Annotated in this window: 16 protein-coding genes and 1 other RNA gene; 6 read left to right on the top strand and 11 right to left on the bottom strand. The window is 62.5% G+C overall.

Annotation, left to right across the window (positions count from 1 at the left end):
• Window positions 1-11: 11 nt before the first annotated feature.
• The 9 genes from LB554_RS14890 to ffs form a co-directional block, all read right to left on the bottom strand.
• Window positions 12-1073, bottom strand: a complete 1062-nt coding sequence (locus LB554_RS14890) for an ABC transporter permease (RefSeq protein ID WP_224585255.1) — start codon at window positions 1071-1073, stop codon at window positions 12-14.
• Between the two features lie 19 nt (window positions 1074-1092).
• A complete protein-coding gene (locus tag LB554_RS14895; protein ID WP_140614797.1) occupies window positions 1093-2736 on the bottom strand; it encodes an ABC transporter substrate-binding protein in 1644 nt (547 codons plus the stop codon).
• A 260-nt stretch (window positions 2737-2996) separates the two neighbouring features.
• Complete coding sequence (locus LB554_RS14900; protein WP_224585256.1) at window positions 2997-4274, bottom strand: lytic murein transglycosylase; 1278 nt, start codon at window positions 4272-4274, stop codon at window positions 2997-2999.
• A 188-nt stretch (window positions 4275-4462) separates the two neighbouring features.
• The gene (gene recR, locus LB554_RS14905; protein ID WP_015314042.1) at window positions 4463-5068 is read right to left on the bottom strand and encodes a recombination mediator RecR; all 606 of its coding nucleotides are present in this window, start codon (window positions 5066-5068) and stop codon (window positions 4463-4465) included.
• A 78-nt stretch (window positions 5069-5146) separates the two neighbouring features.
• Window positions 5147-6154 carry a cell wall hydrolase gene (locus tag LB554_RS14910; RefSeq protein ID WP_224585257.1) on the bottom strand — a complete coding sequence of 336 codons (1008 nt, stop codon included), beginning with the start codon at window positions 6152-6154 and terminating at the stop codon, window positions 5147-5149.
• Between the two features lie 251 nt (window positions 6155-6405).
• Window positions 6406-6813 carry a hypothetical protein gene (locus tag LB554_RS14915; RefSeq protein ID WP_140614800.1) on the bottom strand — a complete coding sequence of 136 codons (408 nt, stop codon included), beginning with the start codon at window positions 6811-6813 and terminating at the stop codon, window positions 6406-6408.
• Window positions 6814-6896: 83 nt separating this feature from the next.
• The gene (locus LB554_RS14920; RefSeq protein ID WP_015314045.1) at window positions 6897-7220 is read right to left on the bottom strand and encodes a YbaB/EbfC family nucleoid-associated protein; all 324 of its coding nucleotides are present in this window, start codon (window positions 7218-7220) and stop codon (window positions 6897-6899) included.
• Window positions 7221-7251: 31 nt separating this feature from the next.
• A complete protein-coding gene (locus LB554_RS14925) occupies window positions 7252-9078 on the bottom strand; it encodes a DNA polymerase III subunit gamma/tau (protein WP_224585259.1) in 1827 nt (608 codons plus the stop codon).
• Between the two features lie 101 nt (window positions 9079-9179).
• Window positions 9180-9276, bottom strand: an RNA gene (ffs, locus tag LB554_RS14930) — signal recognition particle sRNA small type.
• A 144-nt stretch (window positions 9277-9420) separates the two neighbouring features.
• On the opposite strand from ffs, the gene LB554_RS14935 reads away from it, so the two are divergent.
• Genes LB554_RS14935 through LB554_RS14945 form a run of 3 tightly spaced genes read left to right on the top strand, consistent with a single transcriptional unit; the run spans window position 9421 to window position 11166 of the window.
• Window positions 9421-9840 (top strand): HIT domain-containing protein, encoded by a 420-nt coding sequence (locus tag LB554_RS14935; protein WP_015314047.1) that lies wholly within the window; start codon window positions 9421-9423, stop codon window positions 9838-9840.
• A gap of 51 nt (window positions 9841-9891) precedes the next feature.
• On the top strand, window positions 9892-10836 hold the full coding sequence (nudC, locus tag LB554_RS14940) for an NAD(+) diphosphatase (protein WP_140714078.1): 945 nt from the start codon (window positions 9892-9894) through the stop codon (window positions 10834-10836).
• 30 nt (window positions 10837-10866) lie between these two features.
• Complete coding sequence (locus LB554_RS14945) at window positions 10867-11166, top strand: Dabb family protein (protein WP_140723014.1); 300 nt, start codon at window positions 10867-10869, stop codon at window positions 11164-11166.
• Window position 11167: 1 nt separating this feature from the next.
• On the opposite strand, the gene LB554_RS14950 is transcribed toward LB554_RS14945, so the two are convergent.
• Together LB554_RS14950 and LB554_RS14955 are read right to left on the bottom strand one after the other, a co-directional pair.
• Entirely contained in the window at window positions 11168-12031 is an 864-nt protein-coding gene (locus LB554_RS14950; RefSeq protein ID WP_015314050.1) for a prephenate dehydratase, read from the bottom strand.
• 9 nt (window positions 12032-12040) lie between these two features.
• Window positions 12041-12769, bottom strand: a complete 729-nt coding sequence (locus LB554_RS14955) for a 3-deoxy-manno-octulosonate cytidylyltransferase (RefSeq protein WP_015314051.1) — start codon at window positions 12767-12769, stop codon at window positions 12041-12043.
• 193 nt (window positions 12770-12962) lie between these two features.
• Between LB554_RS14955 and LB554_RS14960 the strand changes: the two genes are divergently transcribed.
• The 3 genes from LB554_RS14960 to LB554_RS14970 all read left to right on the top strand — a co-directional run bounded on the left by LB554_RS14960 (window position 12963) and on the right by LB554_RS14970 (window position 17585).
• Complete coding sequence (locus LB554_RS14960) at window positions 12963-13658, top strand: c-type cytochrome (RefSeq protein ID WP_015314052.1); 696 nt, start codon at window positions 12963-12965, stop codon at window positions 13656-13658.
• A 166-nt stretch (window positions 13659-13824) separates the two neighbouring features.
• Window positions 13825-15702 (top strand): extracellular solute-binding protein, encoded by a 1878-nt coding sequence (locus tag LB554_RS14965; protein WP_224585261.1) that lies wholly within the window; start codon window positions 13825-13827, stop codon window positions 15700-15702.
• 14 nt (window positions 15703-15716) lie between these two features.
• A complete protein-coding gene (locus LB554_RS14970) occupies window positions 15717-17585 on the top strand; it encodes an extracellular solute-binding protein (RefSeq protein WP_224585263.1) in 1869 nt (622 codons plus the stop codon).
• Window positions 17586-17770 lie beyond the last annotated feature (185 nt).

Here is a 17770-nt window from a genome sequence, read left to right on the forward strand (position 1 = left end):
AATACCTCTACTCATCCTGTCTTCGTCCTCGGGTCGAGCACACGGTAGAGCAGGTCGGACAGAAGATTGATGGCGATGAACACCGAGCCGATGACGATGGTACCGCCGAGAACGGCGTTCATGTCGGCGTTCTGCAGCGAGTTGGTGATGTAGAGGCCGATGCCCGGCCAGGAGAAGACGGTCTCGGTCAGCACCGAGCCCTCGAGCAGCCCGGCATAGGACAACGCGATCACGGTCACCATCGGCACGGCGGCATTGCGCAGCGCGTGGCCCCAGATGATGCGGGTTTCCGACAGGCCCTTGGCGCGCGCGGCGACGACATATTCCTGGGCGAGTTCGTTGAGCATGAACGAGCGCGTCATGCGACTGATGTAGGCCAGCGAGAAATAGCCGAGCAGCGAGGCCGGCAGGATGATGTGACGGAAGGCGTCGTAAAAGACGTCCCACTGTCCCTGCATCGCGGAGTCGAGCAGGTAGAAACCGGTGATCGGCGTGAACGTGTATTCGTAGACGACGTCGAGCCGTGCAGGGAAGGCCACCCATTGCAGCTTCGCGTAGAACAGCACCAGGGCCAGCAGACCCAGCCAGAAGATAGGTACGGAATAGCCGATCAGGCCGATGATGCGCACGACCTGGTCGACGAAGCTGCCGCGTTTGACCGCGGCCAGCACCCCGAGCGGCACACCGAACAGCGCGCCGATCAGTGTCCCGAATGTCGCCAGTTCCGTGGTTGCCGGAAGGGCGCGGCGGATATCGGTCATGACAGGGTTGGTGGTCAGCACCGAGGTGCCGAAATCGCCGCTCAGCGCATGTTTCACATAGATGTAGAACTGCTCGATCAACGGCAGGTCGAGACCCATCTCGCGGCGCGTGCGCTCCACGACATTGGCGGGTGCCCGGTCGCCGAGAACGGCCAGCACCGGGTCGATCGGGATGATACGGCCAATGAAGAAGGTGACCGCGAGAAGACCAAGATAGGTCGTCACCGCAATGACCAGGAATCGGCCAAGCGAAGATGCAAGGGCTACGGCGCGGGCGCTGCCGCGCCCGCCCTCGTTTTCAATCGCGCTCATGCGGGCGTGTCCGCGAACGCTATTCCTTGGAGACCGGCCCGACGAAGTTGGTGTCGAAGCTCGGACCAAGCGCGAAGCCCTTGAGGTTCTTGCGCAGACCGGCGACTTCCAACTGTTGGTGGATGACGACGAAGGGACTGGTGTCGAGGATCTTCTTTTCGAGATCCTTGTACATATCGGCGCGCTTGCCAGAATCCTTCTCGAGCAGGGCTGCTTCCGTCTGCTTGGTCAGGTCCGGAATGTCCCAGGCATTGCGCCATGCCAGCGTCTTCGACTTGCCAGCATCCGAATTGTCCGGGTTCGAGGCAAAGGTCTGGGCATTGGAGTTCGGATCGAAATAGTCCTGGCCCCACTGGCCGATATAGATGTCGTGGTTGCGGGCACGGTATTTGGTCAGCGTCTGCTTGCCGTCGCCGGGGATGATCTCCAGCTTGATGCCGGCCTGGCCGAGCGTCTGCTGGATGGATTCCGCCATGCCGGTGGTCGGCTGGCCGGTGCGCACGTCCATGGTGACGCTGAAGCCGTCGGGCAGGCCGGCCTTGGCCAGCAGTTCCTTGGCCTTGGCGACATCGAGCTTGAACGGGTTCTCGTCCAGTTCGCCCAGAACGCCCTTGGGCAGGAAGGTCTGGTGGATCTCGCCGATGCCCTTGAGGATGGTCGTGCTCAAGGCATCATAGTCGACCAGGTATTTGAAGGCCTGGCGGACCTCGGGCTTGGCGAGGTTCGGGTTCTTCTGGTTGAGGCTGATGTAGTAGACGGTGCCTTTCGGCGCGCTGGTGGTGGTGAGGTCGGCATTCTTGGCGATGGCGTCGAGGTCGTTCGGCTCGAGGTTGCGGGCAACGTCGATGTCGCCGGCTTCGAGCGCCAGGCGCTGCGCCGAGCTTTCCTTCATGTTGCGGTAGATGACGCGGGCGAGCTTGGCCTTTTCGCCGTAATAATTGTCGTTGCGCTCCATGACGACCGCCTCGTTGGCACGCCATTCACGCAGCTTGTAGACGCCCGAGCCGGCGTAGCCCGTCTTCAGCCAGGCGTTGCCGAAGTCGTTGTCCCATTTGTAGTCGGCGCTCGGCGTCACCGCCGCGACATGTTCCTTGACCAGCTTGGCGTCGACGATGGAAGCGACGGTGGCCGACAGGCAGTTCAGCACGAAACTTGGCGCATAGGCCTTGTCGACGGTGAACTGGAAGGTTGTGTCGTCGACCGCCTTGGCCTTCTCGGTGACGTTGTCGCCGCTGATGCCGAACTGATCGATGATGAAGGCCGGGCTCTTGTCCAGCTTGACGGCGCGCTCGAACGACCAGGCGACATCGGCGGCGGTGATCGGGTTGCCGGAGGCAAATTTCAGGCCCGGCTTGAGCTTGAACGTATAGGTCAGGCCATCGTCGGAGACGGTCCAGCTTTCGGCGAGATCGGGCTTGACCTTGGAAGTGTCGCTGAGGTCGAGGCGGACAAGAAGATCATAGGTGTTGCCGGTGACTTCCGCGGTCGACAGCTCGAACGCCTCGCCCGGATCCATCGAGATGATGTCGTCGATGGCAAAACCTTCGACAAGCGTATCGGCGGGGGTGACCGCGCCAGCCGGCGCTCCGGCCAGAAGCAGCGCCGACATGGCGGCGCCCGCAAGCAGGATGCGGGATCGTAGAGCAAGCTTTTCCATCATCATGATGATTGTTCCCTGTTTTGTTGTTGGTTGACCTGAGTTCCCGGCTCAGGGTTACGGTGTTCTTTCAAGGCTCGACGAGAGCCTCTGCCCCACTAACGTCGTGGTTTTTGTCCAGTTGGTCAACAGCATATCCGGCGGCCCAGCGGTGGGCAACGAGCATTTATGCGACGGTTCATTGGACCAGAATGGCGGGCGGGCGTGTCGACGCATACATCAGCCAATCGAGGCACCGATCGAGAAAAAATCCGCTAAATTCGGAGCTATTTCAGCGCCGCGACGAGGCCGGCATCGGGAAAACAGGTGGCGGCCTGGCCATTCTTTTCCTGCCATCTACCGATCGAGCGGCGGGTCTTGAAGCCAGGCAGGCCGTCGGCGCTGCCGACATCGTAGCCCTTGGCTTCCAAGGCACGCTGCAGGGCGGCGATATCGGAGCGGTGGAGATCGCCGACCGGACCCCAGCCACCGGTAAAATTCTGATCGCCATGGGCGATGCGGTCGGCGCCATGGCCGATGAACAGCGCATAGAGGTCGCTGGTGTTGTATTCCTTCAGCACGTAGAAATTGGGGGTCGCGATGAAGGCCGGACCGCTGCGCCCGGCCGGCATCAGCAGGAAACCTTCCGCCTTCAGCTCGCTTGCCGGGAACGCCTTGCCGCCGACGCGCTCGACGCCCATGGCAGCCCATTGTGCAATCTTTTTGCCTTGGTCCGGGCCCTCCAGCGAACAGGAGACGCTCTGGGGCACCATCACCTCGAAACCCCAGCTGCGTCCCCTCACCCAGCCGTAGTGGACAAGATAATTGGCGATCGAGGCCAGCACATCGGGCGTCGAATTCCAGATGTCGACGCGGCCGTCGCCGTCGAAATCGACGGCATGCTTGAGCAACGAGGTCGGCATGAATTGCGGCTGGCCGAGCGCGCCGGCCCAGGACGATTTCATCGCGCCGACCGGCGCCAGCCCACGCTCGACGATTTCCAGCGCCGCCAGCAGTTCTGTGCGGAAGAAATCCTTTTTCGTCGACATGAACGCCTTGGTGCCCAGCACCTCGAAGGCGTCGTAGGGCATCTTCGCCGCGCCGAAGCCGGTTTCGCGGCCCCAGATCGCCAGAAGGATTTCGCCCGGCACGCCATAGCGCTTCTCGATCGAGGCAAGCGTGCGGGCGTTGGCGGCTTCGCGGGCGCGTCCACCCGATGTCACCGCACGAACCGTCTTCTCGGCGAAATAGGCGCCGGGCGATCCGAACTCGGCCTGATGCTGCTTCTGCGGCGTCTTCGGCTTCTCGCCCGGCATGACAAGGTCGGGGAGCTTGAGATTGGGCTTCACGCCGTCGAAGGCGGCGTCGAAGGTGTTTTTGGAAATGCCTTTGGTTTTGGCTTCCGGCCAGAGGTCGTTTTGCAGCCAGGCGCGGAACTGGTCGTCAATGGGGGCGGCGTGGGTGGGGACGGTGAGGACCATTCCCACTAGAGCAGCCAGAAAAAATGCAAGGCTGAATTTGCGAAAGTCGCGTTCCGTCGCACCCCCCTCTGTCCTGCCGGACATCTCCCCCGCAAGGGGGGAGATCGGCTGTCGGCTCGGCTTTCGCCAATCACCAACGTTGAAAGGAGTTCGCCGACGCCGAAGCTGCCAATCTCCCCCCTTGCGGGGGAGATGTCCGGCAGGACAGAGGGGGGTGCCTGGCACAGACAGGTGAATGACGGCCATAGAATGCACCTTCCCCACCAATAACGTTAAAACGCCGTCCTGGACCGCAGCGCCGCGGCAAGCGTTCCCTCGTCGAGATAGTCGAGTTCGCCACCGACCGGCACGCCATGAGCCAGCCGTGTTATCTTCACCTCGAAACCGGAGAGCTGATCGGTGAGGTAGTGCGCGGTGGTCTGGCCCTCGACCGTCGCGTTGACGGCGAGGATGATTTCCTTGATTTCGCCGCCGGCGACGCGATCGATCAGCGAACGGATGTTGAGCTGGTCCGGGCCGATGCCGTCGAGCGGCGACAGCGTGCCGCCGAGCACATGGTAGCGCACGTTCATCGCCGCCGCCCGCTCCAGCGCCCAGAGATCAGAGACGTCCTCGACGATGATCAGGGTGGCGGCATCGCGGCGTGGGTCCGTGCAGATCATGCAGGGGTCCGAGGTGTCGACATTGCCGCAGGTCGAGCAGATGCGCACCTTGTCGGCGGCCTCGCCCATGGCGGCGGCCAGCGGCGAAAGCAGCTGTTCCTTCTTCTTAATCAGGTGCAGCGCGGCGCGCCTGGCCGAACGGGGGCCAAGCCCCGGCACCTTGGCCAGGAGCTGGATCAGGCGTTCGATCTCGGGACCGGCGATTCGCTTGGACATCGCTCTCATCTAGGATTTTTCAGAGCGCTTTGAAACATCCCCCGTCGACGCACGGTTCGCCATGCTGCCATGCGAGAATCAGTTTGTTTCGAGCGGGCGGCCCTGGCTGACAATCATCGCGCCTATGGCATCGGTGTTTTCAGGCGTCGACTGGAATCCCATCGAGGCTTCCTGTGGAGCGTCCTGGATCGAGGAGATGACCCGTTTGTTCGAGGTTCCGCTGTTCAGGGTTCCGCCAAAACGGGCGGCATCCGGCTCTTCCATCGGCTCCTGCATGGCAACTTCCACCGGCTTCGCCGAGACCCGCGCGGATTTTGCCGTCGGCGCCGCGGCCGCGGTCAGATAGGTCTTCTGCGCGGGGGCGGTACGGACGGGCTCCGGCTTGGCCGCCGGTTCCGCCGCGGCGGTCATGTAGACTTGCTGGGCTGGAGCGTTGCGAACTGATGCCTTGGCCGGGCGCACTGTCTCGATGGATGCGACCCGTGTCGCGGGTACCCCCGGCAACGCCGCCGGCTGCTCGGCCGAGGCAATCATCGGCTCATCCGGCAGCGGCTGCCAGTTGCGGCCGCGCTTCTCGTAGAAGGCGTTGCCGCCGGCTACCATGGTGTAGTGCATGTTCTTGTAGGGGAAGCGCAGGCCGGCGGTGTGGAAATACATCGTGTTCTTGAGCTTGGTCTTGCGCTCGCCCTTGAGCACGGCGTCGGCGGCCTCTTCGACATCGGGCATTGCGCGCGAATTCATCGATCTGGTCATGACGCCCGGCGCGAACTGCCCGGGCTCACCGACCACTTGGCAGATGGTGTTGCCATGGTTGCCCGAGCGCAGCCGGTTCATCACCACCGTGCCGACCGCGATCATGCCGTCGCGGCTCGACCGGTTGGATTCGAAGAACATCGCCCGTTCCAGGCATTCCCTGTCCTTCGGCGTGTGACTGTAGGCGCGCGAACTCAGAAAGCTCGGCGTGATGGCGTCGGTCAGGCTGGCGACGGACATGCCGTGCGAGGTTGTCTGGCTGCAAGCGGCCAAGAAAAGGGGAGACGTAATGACGCCGAGCAACAGCGGCGTCTTCCATCGCATCGCGATCAACAGGTAACCCTCTCACTTCAACGCCCGCCCCCAGGCTGCGGCAAGAATGAGACACTTTCGGGCAAAATGATGGCCAAAACGTTATTAACGGCATACTGTTGCCGAATTGACACAAAATCGAGGCTTTCCAGATAGATCGAGCCATCGTTTCACACGGGTGGTGACCGTTCTCTCTTCGTTTTGCCGCAATTCCCTTGGGGAAACGCCAAGTGCTTTTCCCGGCAAGACCGCGCCATGCGTTCCAAAACGGCCTATTGCCCGGCGGCGATTGCTGCCGGCCGGCCGGGCTCGATCTCTTCGATCTTCTCTGAAAACAGGCCGCGCCTGAGAAACAGCGCACGCGCCTCCCTGGCCGTCGGCGCGATCTTGCCCGGCCAGTCGCTGTCGATGAACTCGGCCTTGGTGAAATCAGGATTTGTTTCGGAGGCCGCCTCCAGGAATTCGGCGATTTCCAGCACGATCGCGCGTTCGTCCCTTGAAAGCGCCGACGTGCCGGCCTCGATCGACGGCCGATGCACGAAATCCTCGAACAGGTTGAAGTAGCCCTTGATGCCGACGAGATCGACACCGGCGTCGCAATCGGCGAGGATTTCCAGAATCTCGTAGATCCTGTTGCGGATACGCTGCTCGATCAGTCTTTCGGACGGCTCGTCGATCATGGGCGCCGGTCTCAGCTTTCATGCATATCGTTGCCTGCGCACCTCAGGGCCGAGCCCGTGGGCATGCTTTTGGGCGACATGCATCAGAAAGGCAGTTTCATTCCCGGGGGAATGGGCAGGCCGGCGGTCAGCGCCTTGGTCTTTTCCTGCATGATCTGCTCGACCTTGGCCTTGGCGTCATTGTGCGCGGCAAGAATCAAATCCTCGAGGATTTCGACGTCGTCCTCCTTGAACAAGGACGGGTCGATCTTCAGCGACTTGATATCGAATTTTCCGCTCAGCGTGACGCTGACCAGGCCGCCGCCGGCCTGGCCGAGGGCTTCGACCGTCGCAATCTCATCCTGCATGGCCTGGAACTTGGCCTGCATTTCCTTCGCCTTGCCCATCAGGCCGAGAAGATCTTTCATGGTCCGATCCTTTGCGGATTAGTGCTGGATATCAGGGTTCGTCGTCATCGGCCGGCGGCTCGACCGGCATTTCGGCCTCGCTCGCGTCGGCGTCGGGCGTGTCGGGAATGCGCACATCAATGATCTTGGCACCGGGAAAGCGGGCCAGGATGGAGGCCACGGTCGGGTCGTTCCTGGCATCGAGGAAAGCGTTTTCACGCTTCGTTGATTCCATCTCGGCCAGCGTCTGGCCGCCCTCCTCCTTCGACAGCGACACCAGCCAGTGGCGGCCGGTCCAGGCGCGCAGCTTGGTCGTCAGGTCGTTGAGCAGCATCTTGGGCGCATCGTCGGTCAGGCTTACGTCGATGCGGCCCGGTTCGATGCGCACGAGACGAATGCAGCTCTTGATCAGCACCTTGAAGGCGATGTCGCGTTTCGCGTCGGCAAGGGCAACGATGTCGGCCAGCGATTTCAGCGGTACGGTTTGCACCTCCGGCGCCGGTTGCGGAGGCGCGACGAAGGCAGTCGGAGTAGGCGTGGCCTCGACCAGCCGCATGGTCTGCGCGCCGCCCGAGCCGCCAGGCATGCGCGCCTGCGCCACGGCGCTGGCGCCATTGCCGGGATTCACGGGGCCGGGGCTCATCGGCGCGCCGTTCGGGCGCGGCGCGGCGCCAGTTGCCGAGGCGCCGCTCTCCAGCGATCTCAGCGCCTCGTCCAATGTCGGCAGGTCGGCGGCATGCGCCAGCCGGATCAACACCATTTCGGCGGCACTGACCGGCCGGTTGGAGGACTGCACCTCGGGAATACCCTTGAGCAGCATCTGCCAGGTCCGCGACAGCACCCTGACCGACAACGCCCGGGCGAAATCGGCACCGCGCTGACGCTCGTCCTGCGACAGGGAGGCATCGTCCATCGCGGTCGGCACGAAGCGCAGCCTGGTGACGAGATGGTTGAACTCGGCAAGATCGGTGAGCACGGCGGCCGGATCGGCGCCGGTATCGTATTGCGCGCGAAACTCCCCAAGGGCTGCCGCCACATCGCCCTTCATCACATGTTCGAACAGATCGACGATACGGGCACGGTCGGCCAGACCCAGCATGGCGCGCACGGCCTCGGCGCTGACCGAGCCGGCGCCATGGGCGATCGCCTGGTCGAGAATGGAGAGCGAATCGCGGGCGGAACCTTCCGCCGCGCGCGCGATCATCGCCAGTGCGTCGTCGTCGACCGAAATGCCTTCCTTGCCGGCGATCGAGGAGAGATGCGAGACGAGCGCGCCGGCGTCGATGCGCCTCAGGTCGAATCGCTGGCAGCGCGACAGGACGGTGATCGGAACCTTGCGGATTTCGGTGGTGGCGAAGATGAACTTGACGTGCGGCGGCGGCTCTTCCAGCGTCTTCAGCAGGCCATTGAAGGCCTGCGTCGACAGCATGTGCACTTCGTCGATGATGTAGACCTTGTAGCGGGCCGAGACCGGCGCGTAGCGCACGCGCTCGATGATGTCCCTGATATCGTCGATGCCGGTGTGCGAGGCGGCGTCCATCTCGATGACGTCGACATGGCGGCCTTCCATGATCGCCTGGCAGTGCTCGCCAAGCACAGCGAGGTCGACCGAGGGCTGATCCGTGGTCGCGGTTTTATAGTTCAGGGCACGCGCCAAAATGCGCGCGGTGGTGGTCTTGCCGACGCCGCGCACGCCGGTCAGCATCCAGGCCTGGGCAATGCGGCCGGTGGCAAAGGCATTGGTGAGGGTGCGCACCATCGGCTCCTGGCCGACGAGTTCGGAAAAATTCGACGGACGGTATTTGCGCGCCAGCACGCGGTAGGCGGCGGCCTTGCCCGTCGCCAGACTATCGGCCCCCGAATTTCCGGCTTCGCTCATTCGCCCGTTAAGCTCCAAAATGCCGCGCCCACAGGCGCCGATTCCTGCGCATAGTCTCGCCCGCGCTGCAATGCGTCAATGTCGCGAGGAGGGCCGATGAGGTGGGAGGCTGGAACAATGACCCGTTCCGGGCTCGTTAGGGCTGCTTCCTTCCGGACCTGACCCGGTTGGCGAGTGGATCGTCCACCACCAACCTCCCGCTGTCCATATCGGCAATTGCGCGACGAAATGCAAGTGCGCAGGCAAATCGGCACCGCGAACCACCAGATTCGCTTGCAGCACCGGTGCAGCCGCTCTAGCGTTCATGGTTTGAGGAAACCAAGAAAAGCAAGGGAAACGCCGATGCTGCCGGGCCTGAAGGCCGGATTCACGCTGGATGCCCGGCTGGAGGCTGACAGCGAGCAATTGATGTGGCTGGGGCTGTGCGAATTGCGGGTGATGAACGACCGCCGTTGGCCATGGCTGCTCCTGGTGCCGCAGCGGCCGGGCGCGGAGGAGATCCATGACATGACGCCGCTCGACCAGGCGATGCTGACCTTCGAGACCAATATGGTGGCGCAAGCGCTGAAGAAAGTGAGCGGCTGCACCAAGATCAACACCGGTGCGCTCGGCAACATCGTGCGCCAACTGCATGTCCACATCATCGCACGGTCCGAGGGCGATCCCGGCTGGCCCGGCCCAGTCTGGGGGCACGGCCTGCGCGAGCCCTATCAGCGTTCCGATCTGCGCCGGTTTGCCGAAACGATAAGGGCAGCGCTATAAGCCTTGCCGTGTCCATCCCAAGCATGTCCATCCCAAAACACCAGAGTCCATATGACCTTCCGCCTGTTTGACGCGCCCGTGCGCGAGCCGAGCCAGTTCGTCGGCTTTGCCGGCAACACGATCGACCGGCAATCCGAGAACCGCGCCGACGATTCGGTCGACAAGGCGCTGGCCGATCCGACGACGCGGCTGCTGTTGATGAATGGCGGCAGGCTCCTGCTGAAGCCCGGCGAGGGCGGCCGCCTCGACCCATGGTTCGGCATCGCCGAAAGCGAGCCCTTCAGCCCTTCTGTCGACCAGGGCGTGCTGCTCGGCTTTTCCGAACAGGGGCCGGTGCTGGCGGTGCTGGCGGGCGTCGATGCCGAACAGCTGCCTGAAACCATTAAGGCGATCGATTACCGCTCGGTCTATATGCAAGGGCTGATCGACGAAGCGGCCGCCGGCGCGATGGCGCAGGGCGCCGCCCTGCTTGCCTGGCACGCCAGTCACCGCTTCTGCAGCAAATGCGGCACGCAATCGCAGATGCGGGCCGGCGGCTACAAACGGCATTGCCCCAATTGTGGCACCGAGCATTTTCCGCGCACCGACCCGGTAGCGATCATGCTGACGACGACGCGGGAGAAATGCCTGCTCGGGCGCGGCCGGCATTTCGCGCCGGGCATGTATTCGGCGCTTGCCGGCTTCATCGAGCCGGGCGAGACGATCGAGGCGGCGGTGCGCCGCGAAACGCTAGAAGAGGCGGGCATCCGGCTCGGCCGCGTCGTCTACCACGCCAGCCAGCCCTGGCCGTTCCCCTATTCGCTGATGATCGGATGCTTCGGCGAGCCGCTCAACGAGGACATCCAGGCCGATCTCAACGAACTGGAGGACTGCCGCTGGTTTTTGCGCGACGAGGTGCGCCTGATGCTGGACCGAACGCATCCCGACAATCTGGTCACGCCGCCGAAAGGCGCCATTGCGCACCACCTCATCCGCGCCTGGGTCGACAGCGAATAACGAATATCGAAGTCATTGCAGGAGAGACAAATGATCCGTCACACCGTCGTCTTCACGCTGAAGCACCCACCGCATTCGCTGGAGGAAAAGCGGTTCCTCGTCGACGCCAGGAAAATCCTGTCGGCGATCCGGGGCGTCACGCATTTCGAGCAATTGCGGCAGGTCAGCCCGAAGAACGACTATCAGTTCGGCTTCTCGATGGAGTTCGCCGACCAGGCCGCCTACACCAGGTACAACGACCATCCCGACCATGTCGCCTTCGTGCGCGACCGCTGGGTGCCGGAGGTCGAGGCCTTCATGGAGATCGATTACGTGCCGTTGGGCTGGTAGCTCAATCCGCGACCTTCCACTGCTCGCGTGACTCGCTGGCTGGATAGACGCCGAGGATCCGCACTTCGCGCGAGAAGAACCGCAGCTCGTCGAGCGCCAGCTTGACCAGCGGATCGTCGGGGTGGCCCTCGATGTCGGCGTAGAACAGCGTCGCCGTGAAGGCACCGAGCTGGTAGCTTTCGAGCTTGGTCATGTTGATGCCGTTGGTGGCGAAGCCGCCCATGGCCTTGTAGAGCGCGGCCGGCACGTTACGGACGCGAAAGATGAAGGTCGTCATCATCTTGACGTCGGGTGACGGGCGCTCGGCCCATTGCTTGCTTTTGGTCAGGACGACGAAGCGGGTGACGTTGCTGTCGGTGTCCTCGACATTCTCCTCGATGATGTCGAGCCCGTAGAGCGTCGCTGCCAGCGCCGGCGACAACGCGGCCATGGTGCGGTCCTTGACCTCGGAGACCATCTTGGCGGCGCCCGCCGTGTCGCCGGCGACCACTCCCTTCCACCCGTTCTTGCGGATGTATTTGCGGCATTGGCCGAGGGCGTGGATGTGGGTGTGCACGGTCTTGATCTCGTCGCGCCTGACGCCCGGCAGCACCATCAGCTGGAAATGGATCGGCAGGAAATATTCGCCGACGATGTGCAGCTTCGATTCCGGCAGAAGGTGGTGGATGTCGGCGACGCGCCCGGCGATGGTGTTCTCGATCGGGATCATGGCAAGATCGGCCTTGCCGGTCTCCACGGCATTGAACGCGTCCTCGAAGGTCGGGCACGGCAACGGCTCCATAGAGGGATAGACGTTGCGGCTGGCGGTGTCGGAATTGGCGCCGGGCTCGCCCTGGAAGGATATTCTATTGGTCTTTTCAGGCATGCTGATATCTCAGTTGGAAAGGATTTGCCTGGCACGGTCCAGGTCTTCAGGGGTGTCGACGCCAAGCGGCAGCGACTGCACGATCTCGGCGTCGATGCGCATGCCGGCTTCCAGGGCCCGCAGCTGCTCCAGCCGCTCGCGGCGCTCAAGCGGCGACGGCTTCAGCGCGACGAAACGCTCGAGTGCCGCGCGTCGATAGGCGTAGAGGCCGACATGGTGATAGAGCGGCCCCTCGCCCCAGGGTGCCGTGGCGCGGGTGAAGTAAAGCGCCCGCAACCGCGTGCCGGTGAGCGGCGACCCGACGATCTTGACGACGTTAGGATTGGTCTTTTCCCCCTCGCGGACGATCTCGACGCCGAGCGTGGCGATATCCACCGAAGGGTCGTCGAACGGCTTGAGCGAGGCTGCGATGATGCCGGGATCGATGGTCGGCAGGTCGCCCTGCACATTGACGATCGTTTCGACCTTGCCCAAGGGATCAAGAGCGATCAACGCCTCGTGGATGCGATCCGAACCCGACTCATGATCCATGCGCGTCATCACGGCCTCGAAACCATGCGCCCGCACCGCTTCGGCCACGCTTTGCGTGTCGGTCGCCACCACCACCCGGCCAAGCCCGGCCTCGGCCGCGCGGCGCGCCACATGAACGATCATCGGCGCGCCCGATATGTCGGCCAGCGGCTTGCCCGGCAGGCGTGTCGAGGCCATGCGGGCCGGGATCAGGATCAAGGTGGACATCGGTCTGGCAAGGCGTTCGAAAAGAGGAGGGGAAAAGTGGCAAAAGGTCTCACTGGAAGCGCCCTTATAGGTGTTGCAACGCCCGAGCAAAAGACCTAGTTTCCGCCCGATTTGACCGGCTCTGGAGGGCTGGTCTCGATACCGACGGACGGAGTGGACGGATCAGTCCGCCGGAAAAGGGAGCAAGGGGCGTATGGATTCCAACGAAGTCAACAAGCTGCTCGCCGGATTGCTCGGAACCGTTTTCGTCGTTTTCTCCGTCGGCCTGGTGTCTGACGCGCTGTTTGCCTCGCCCGCTCCGGAAAAACCAGGCTTCGCCATCGAGGCCGCCGAGCCGGCAGAGGGCGGCCCTGCAACGCCGGCCGCCGCGGCCAAGCCGATCGCCGATCTGCTGGCCACCGCCAATGTCGAGGCGGGTGCCGCCGTGTTCAAGAAGTGCCAGGCCTGCCATTCCGGCGAAAAGGGCGGCCCAAACAAGGTCGGCCCCGATCTGTGGGACCTCGTCGACCGCCCGGTCGCCGAACATGAAGGCTTCGCCTATTCGGCCGGCATGAAGGAATTCTCCAAGGGCGGCACGGAGAAGTGGACCTATGACAACATCAACCACTTCATCACCTCGCCAAAGAAATTCGTGAAGGGAACGGCCATGGGCTTTGCCGGCCTGCCCAAGGACGAGGACCGTGCCAACGTTATCGCCTATTTGCGCACGCTGTCGGACAATCCCAAGCCGCTGCCGGCACCGGGCGCCGCCGCAGACGCCTCCGCGCCCGCCAAGCCGGCCGATGGAGCCGCCCCGGCGAAGCCGGCTGACGGCGCCGCACCGGCCAAGCCTGCGGCACCTGCCGCTCCGGCAGCACCAGCTCCTGCTGCACCGGCGCCCGCTAAATAACCTGATTATTATCGCGACGATCTTGAAAAAGCCGGGTTCAGCCCGGCTTTTTGTTGGGAAAATGCCTGATGCGGCGACAAAGCCGCGCATGGCGGTTTTCATGAGCGTCAAATCATCTAGGATCGCCCTTCTGGATGAGCTGGCACGCATAGCGAGAGGATAATGCATGACGGTTGGCCGAACGCTTCTGAGGTCGATGCTGGTCGTGGCCCTGCTGGCGGCGGGGTTGCAGGCGACCCGGGCTGACGAGTGGCGGACCACCTCATCGCTGATCGGCGACTCCAAATATGGCGACAATTTCCAGCACTACGACTACGTCAATCCGAATGCCCCCAAGGGCGGCACTCTCAATTCGGTACTGCTTGGCACCTACGACAGCTTCAATCCCTATGTCGTCCAGGGATCGTCGGCGGCGGGTCTTGTCGGCTTCGGCGGCGGCCTGCTCTACGACACGCTGATGGAGCAGGCGACCGATGAAGGCAGCGTCAGCCATCCTCTGATCGCCGACGCCTACAAATACCCGGCCGACTATTCCTCGGCGACTTACCGGCTCGACCCCCGCGCCAAATGGCATGACGGTCAGCCGATCACCGTCGACGACGTGATCTGGTCGTTCCAGGTGCTGAAGGCGAACAGCCCCCAATACAGCCGTTATTTCGAGAACGTCACCGATGCGCTGGCGATCTCCGACCGCGAGGTCGAGTTCCATTTCAACCAGAAGGGCAACCGCGAACTGCCGAAGATCCTTGGGGATCTCGCCGTGCTGCCGAAGCATTGGTGGGAAGGCACGGACGCCAACGGGAAGAAGCGCGACGTCACCAGGCCGACGCTGGAAATTCCGCTCGGTTCGGCTGCCTACAAGATCGCCAGCTTCAAGCCGGGCTCGGAGATCGTCTGGCAGCGCGTGCCCGACTACTGGGCGGCCAAGCTGCCGGTGAAGATCGGCCGCGAGAATTTCGACACGCGCCGATACACCTACATCCTCGACGACAATGCCGCTTGGCTTGCCTTCACCAAGGGCGGGCTGGAAGACATCAACCGCGAATACAGCTCCCGCAAATGGGCTACAGCCTATAATTTCCCGGCCATCCAGGCCGGCGACGTCATCAAGAAGGACTTCCAGACCCGGTCGCCGCAGCCGATGCAGGGCTTTGTGCTAAATCAGAGGCGGCCGCTGTTCCAGGACCGACTGGTTCGCGAGGCATTGACCATACCCTTCGATTTCGAGAGCATGAATCGCACCTTGTTCTTCGGCTTCAACACACGCACATCGAGCTATTTCCAAGGTACCGAACTGGCGTCCAGCGGATTGCCGCAGGGCAAGGAACTGGAAATCCTGGAAAAGTATCGCGACAAGCTGCCGCCAGAACTCTTCTCTCAGGAGTTCAAGCTGCCCGTCTACGACTCGCCGCAAGCGGAACGAAAGTATCTGAAGCAGGCCGTCGATCTCTTCGCCAAGGCCGGATGGATCATCAAGGGCGGCAAGATGCTCAACGCCAAGACAGGCGCACCGTTCAAGTTCGAGATCCTCGGCTGGAACGACACAGACCAGGTGATCGCCAGCCCCTACATCGCCAACCTGCGCAAGATCGGCGTCGACGCTACCCTGCGTATCATCGACCAGACGCAGTATATCAACCGCGTCAACAATTTCGATTTCGATGTCGTGACGGGTCTGTTCGGCCAGTCGGAGTCGCCCGGCAACGAGCAGCGCGATTTCTGGAGTTCCAAGGCCGCCGATGCGCCAGGTTCGCGCAACCTGATGGGTATCAAGGATCCAGTCGTCGACGCGCTTGTCGATCGCATCATCTTCGCCACCGATCGCGATGATCTCGTCGCCGCCACCCACGCACTCGACCGCATCCTGCTGTGGAACTTCTACGTCGTGCCGCAATATTACCGTTCAGCGGTATGGCTGGCCTATTGGAACAAGTTCAAGTTCCCCGACAAACAGCCTGCCTATGTCGGCGCCGACATCGATTCATGGTGGATCGACCCGGACAAGGAAAAAACGCTGGCGGCCAAATACAAGGGCGGCAATTGATGGGGCGGCAATTGATGGCGGCCCTGCCCCGCCGCGATTTCCTGGCTTTGGGTGGCGCTGCCGCTGCAGCAGCGCTGATGCCGGGCAAAGCCTTTGCAAACGTTGCGACCGGCACCAAGCTGCACGGCCTTTCCGCCTTCGGCGACCTCAAATACAAGCCTGATTTCCCACATTTCGACTATGTCAAAGTCGACGCGCCCAAGGGCGGCATCTTCAATTTCTCGCCGCCGAATTGGGGTTACAACCAGGATACGCAGACTTTCAACACGCTGAACTCCTTCGCCAACAAGGGCGATGCGCCGCCTCGCATGGAGATGTGTTTCGACGCGCTGATGGTGCGGGCGCTCGATGAACCCGACGCGGTATATGGCCAGATCGCGGATGGCGTGACGCTCTCCGACGACCGCAATGGCTTCACCTTCTCGCTTCGACCCGAGGCGCGTTTCCATGACGGCACGCGGCTGACGGCGCAGGATGCTGCCTTCACCTTCAAGCTCTACAAGGAGAAGGGCCATCCCGACCTATCGCTGTCGCTGACGCACATGATCGATGCCGTTGCCGTCGATGACCGCACACTGCGGCTTACTTTTTCCGGCAAGCAATCCGCCCGGACCGTGCTCAACGTGGTGGAATTCCCGATCCTGTCCAAGGCCTTCTACACGGCAAATCCCTTCGATTCCTCGCAATTGAACCCGCCGCTCGGGTCCGGCGCCTACAAGGTCGGGCGTTTCTCGGCCGGCGCATGGATCGAGTACGATCGGGTGGCGGACTATTGGGGTCGTGACCTCGCGTTCAATCGCGGACAGAACAATTTCGATCGTATCCGCATCGAGTTCTACCAGAACCGCAACGCCGGATTCGAAGCCTTCAAGAAAGGTGAGATCACTTATCGCGAGGAATTCGTGTCACGCGTTTGGGCCACCGCCTATGACTTCCCTGCAATGACCGCGGGCAAAGTGGCCAAGCATGAATTCCCGGCCGAAAAGCGACCCTCGATGCAGGCCACCGCGGTCAATCAGCGGCGAGAGCAGTTTCGCGACCCTAGGGTGAGGCGGGCGCTCGCGCTATGTTTCGATTTCGAGTGGACGCGCCGCAACTTCTTCTACGGCTCGTACGAGCGTTCGCAATCCTGCTTCGAGAAATCGGACTTTCGCGCCGAAGGGACACCGTCGCCGCAAGAACTGGCTCTGCTGGAGCCGCTGCGAAGCCAGTTGCCGGCAGAGGTCTTCGGCGAGGCAGTGACCCAGCCCGCATCCGATGGCTCCGGTCGCGACCGCAAGCTGCTTGGCCAAGCGGCAAAGCTTCTGTCCGCCGCTGGGTGGAAGCGATCAGGCGACTTTGTCGTTAACGACAAGGGGGGCCGGCTTTCAGCCGAGTTCATGGTCGATGACGACACCTTCGTCCAGGTCTATTCGCCTTGGGTCGCCAACATGAAGGCGATCGGCATCGACGCCACGATACGGTTGGTGGATTCGGCGCAATACCAGTCCAGGCAGGCGAATTTCGACTTCGACCTCTTGTCTGCTGCCTTTTCATTCAGCGCGACGCCGACTCGGGATGATCTCGAAGTCTTCTTCCATTCGAGCACCGCCGGCGTCTCCGGCTCCCGCAACTTGCCGGGTATCACCGATCCCGCTGTCGACACGCTGATCAATGCCGTGGGCGCGGCAAAGGACCGTGAAAACCTGACCGTGGCGATGCGGGCGCTCGACCGGGTCTTGCGTGCGCGATGCGATTGGATTCCTAGTTGGTTCCTGGCGAATCATCGCGTTGCCTATTGGGACATGTTCGGCTTTCTCGAACAAAAGCCCGATTTCGGCTTTCCGGTCGAGACGCTGTGGTGGTTCGATAAAGGCAAGGCGGCAAAAATTGGCAAAGGCTGAATTCCTTGGGGGTGTTGGCGCTGCCCCTCACCTGCCTGCCGGCATCCTCTCCCCGTATAGCGACGGGGAGAGGGGCGCTCTCACCAACGGTTTCGCCAACTACGAGAGTCGCATTAAGAACGCCGAGACTGCGGCCAGCCCCTTTCTCCCCGTCACTATACGGGGAGAAATGTCCGGCAGGACAA

Source organism: Mesorhizobium sp. CO1-1-11 (assembly GCF_020164995.1).
GTDB lineage: Bacteria > Pseudomonadota > Alphaproteobacteria > Rhizobiales > Rhizobiaceae > Mesorhizobium > Mesorhizobium australicum.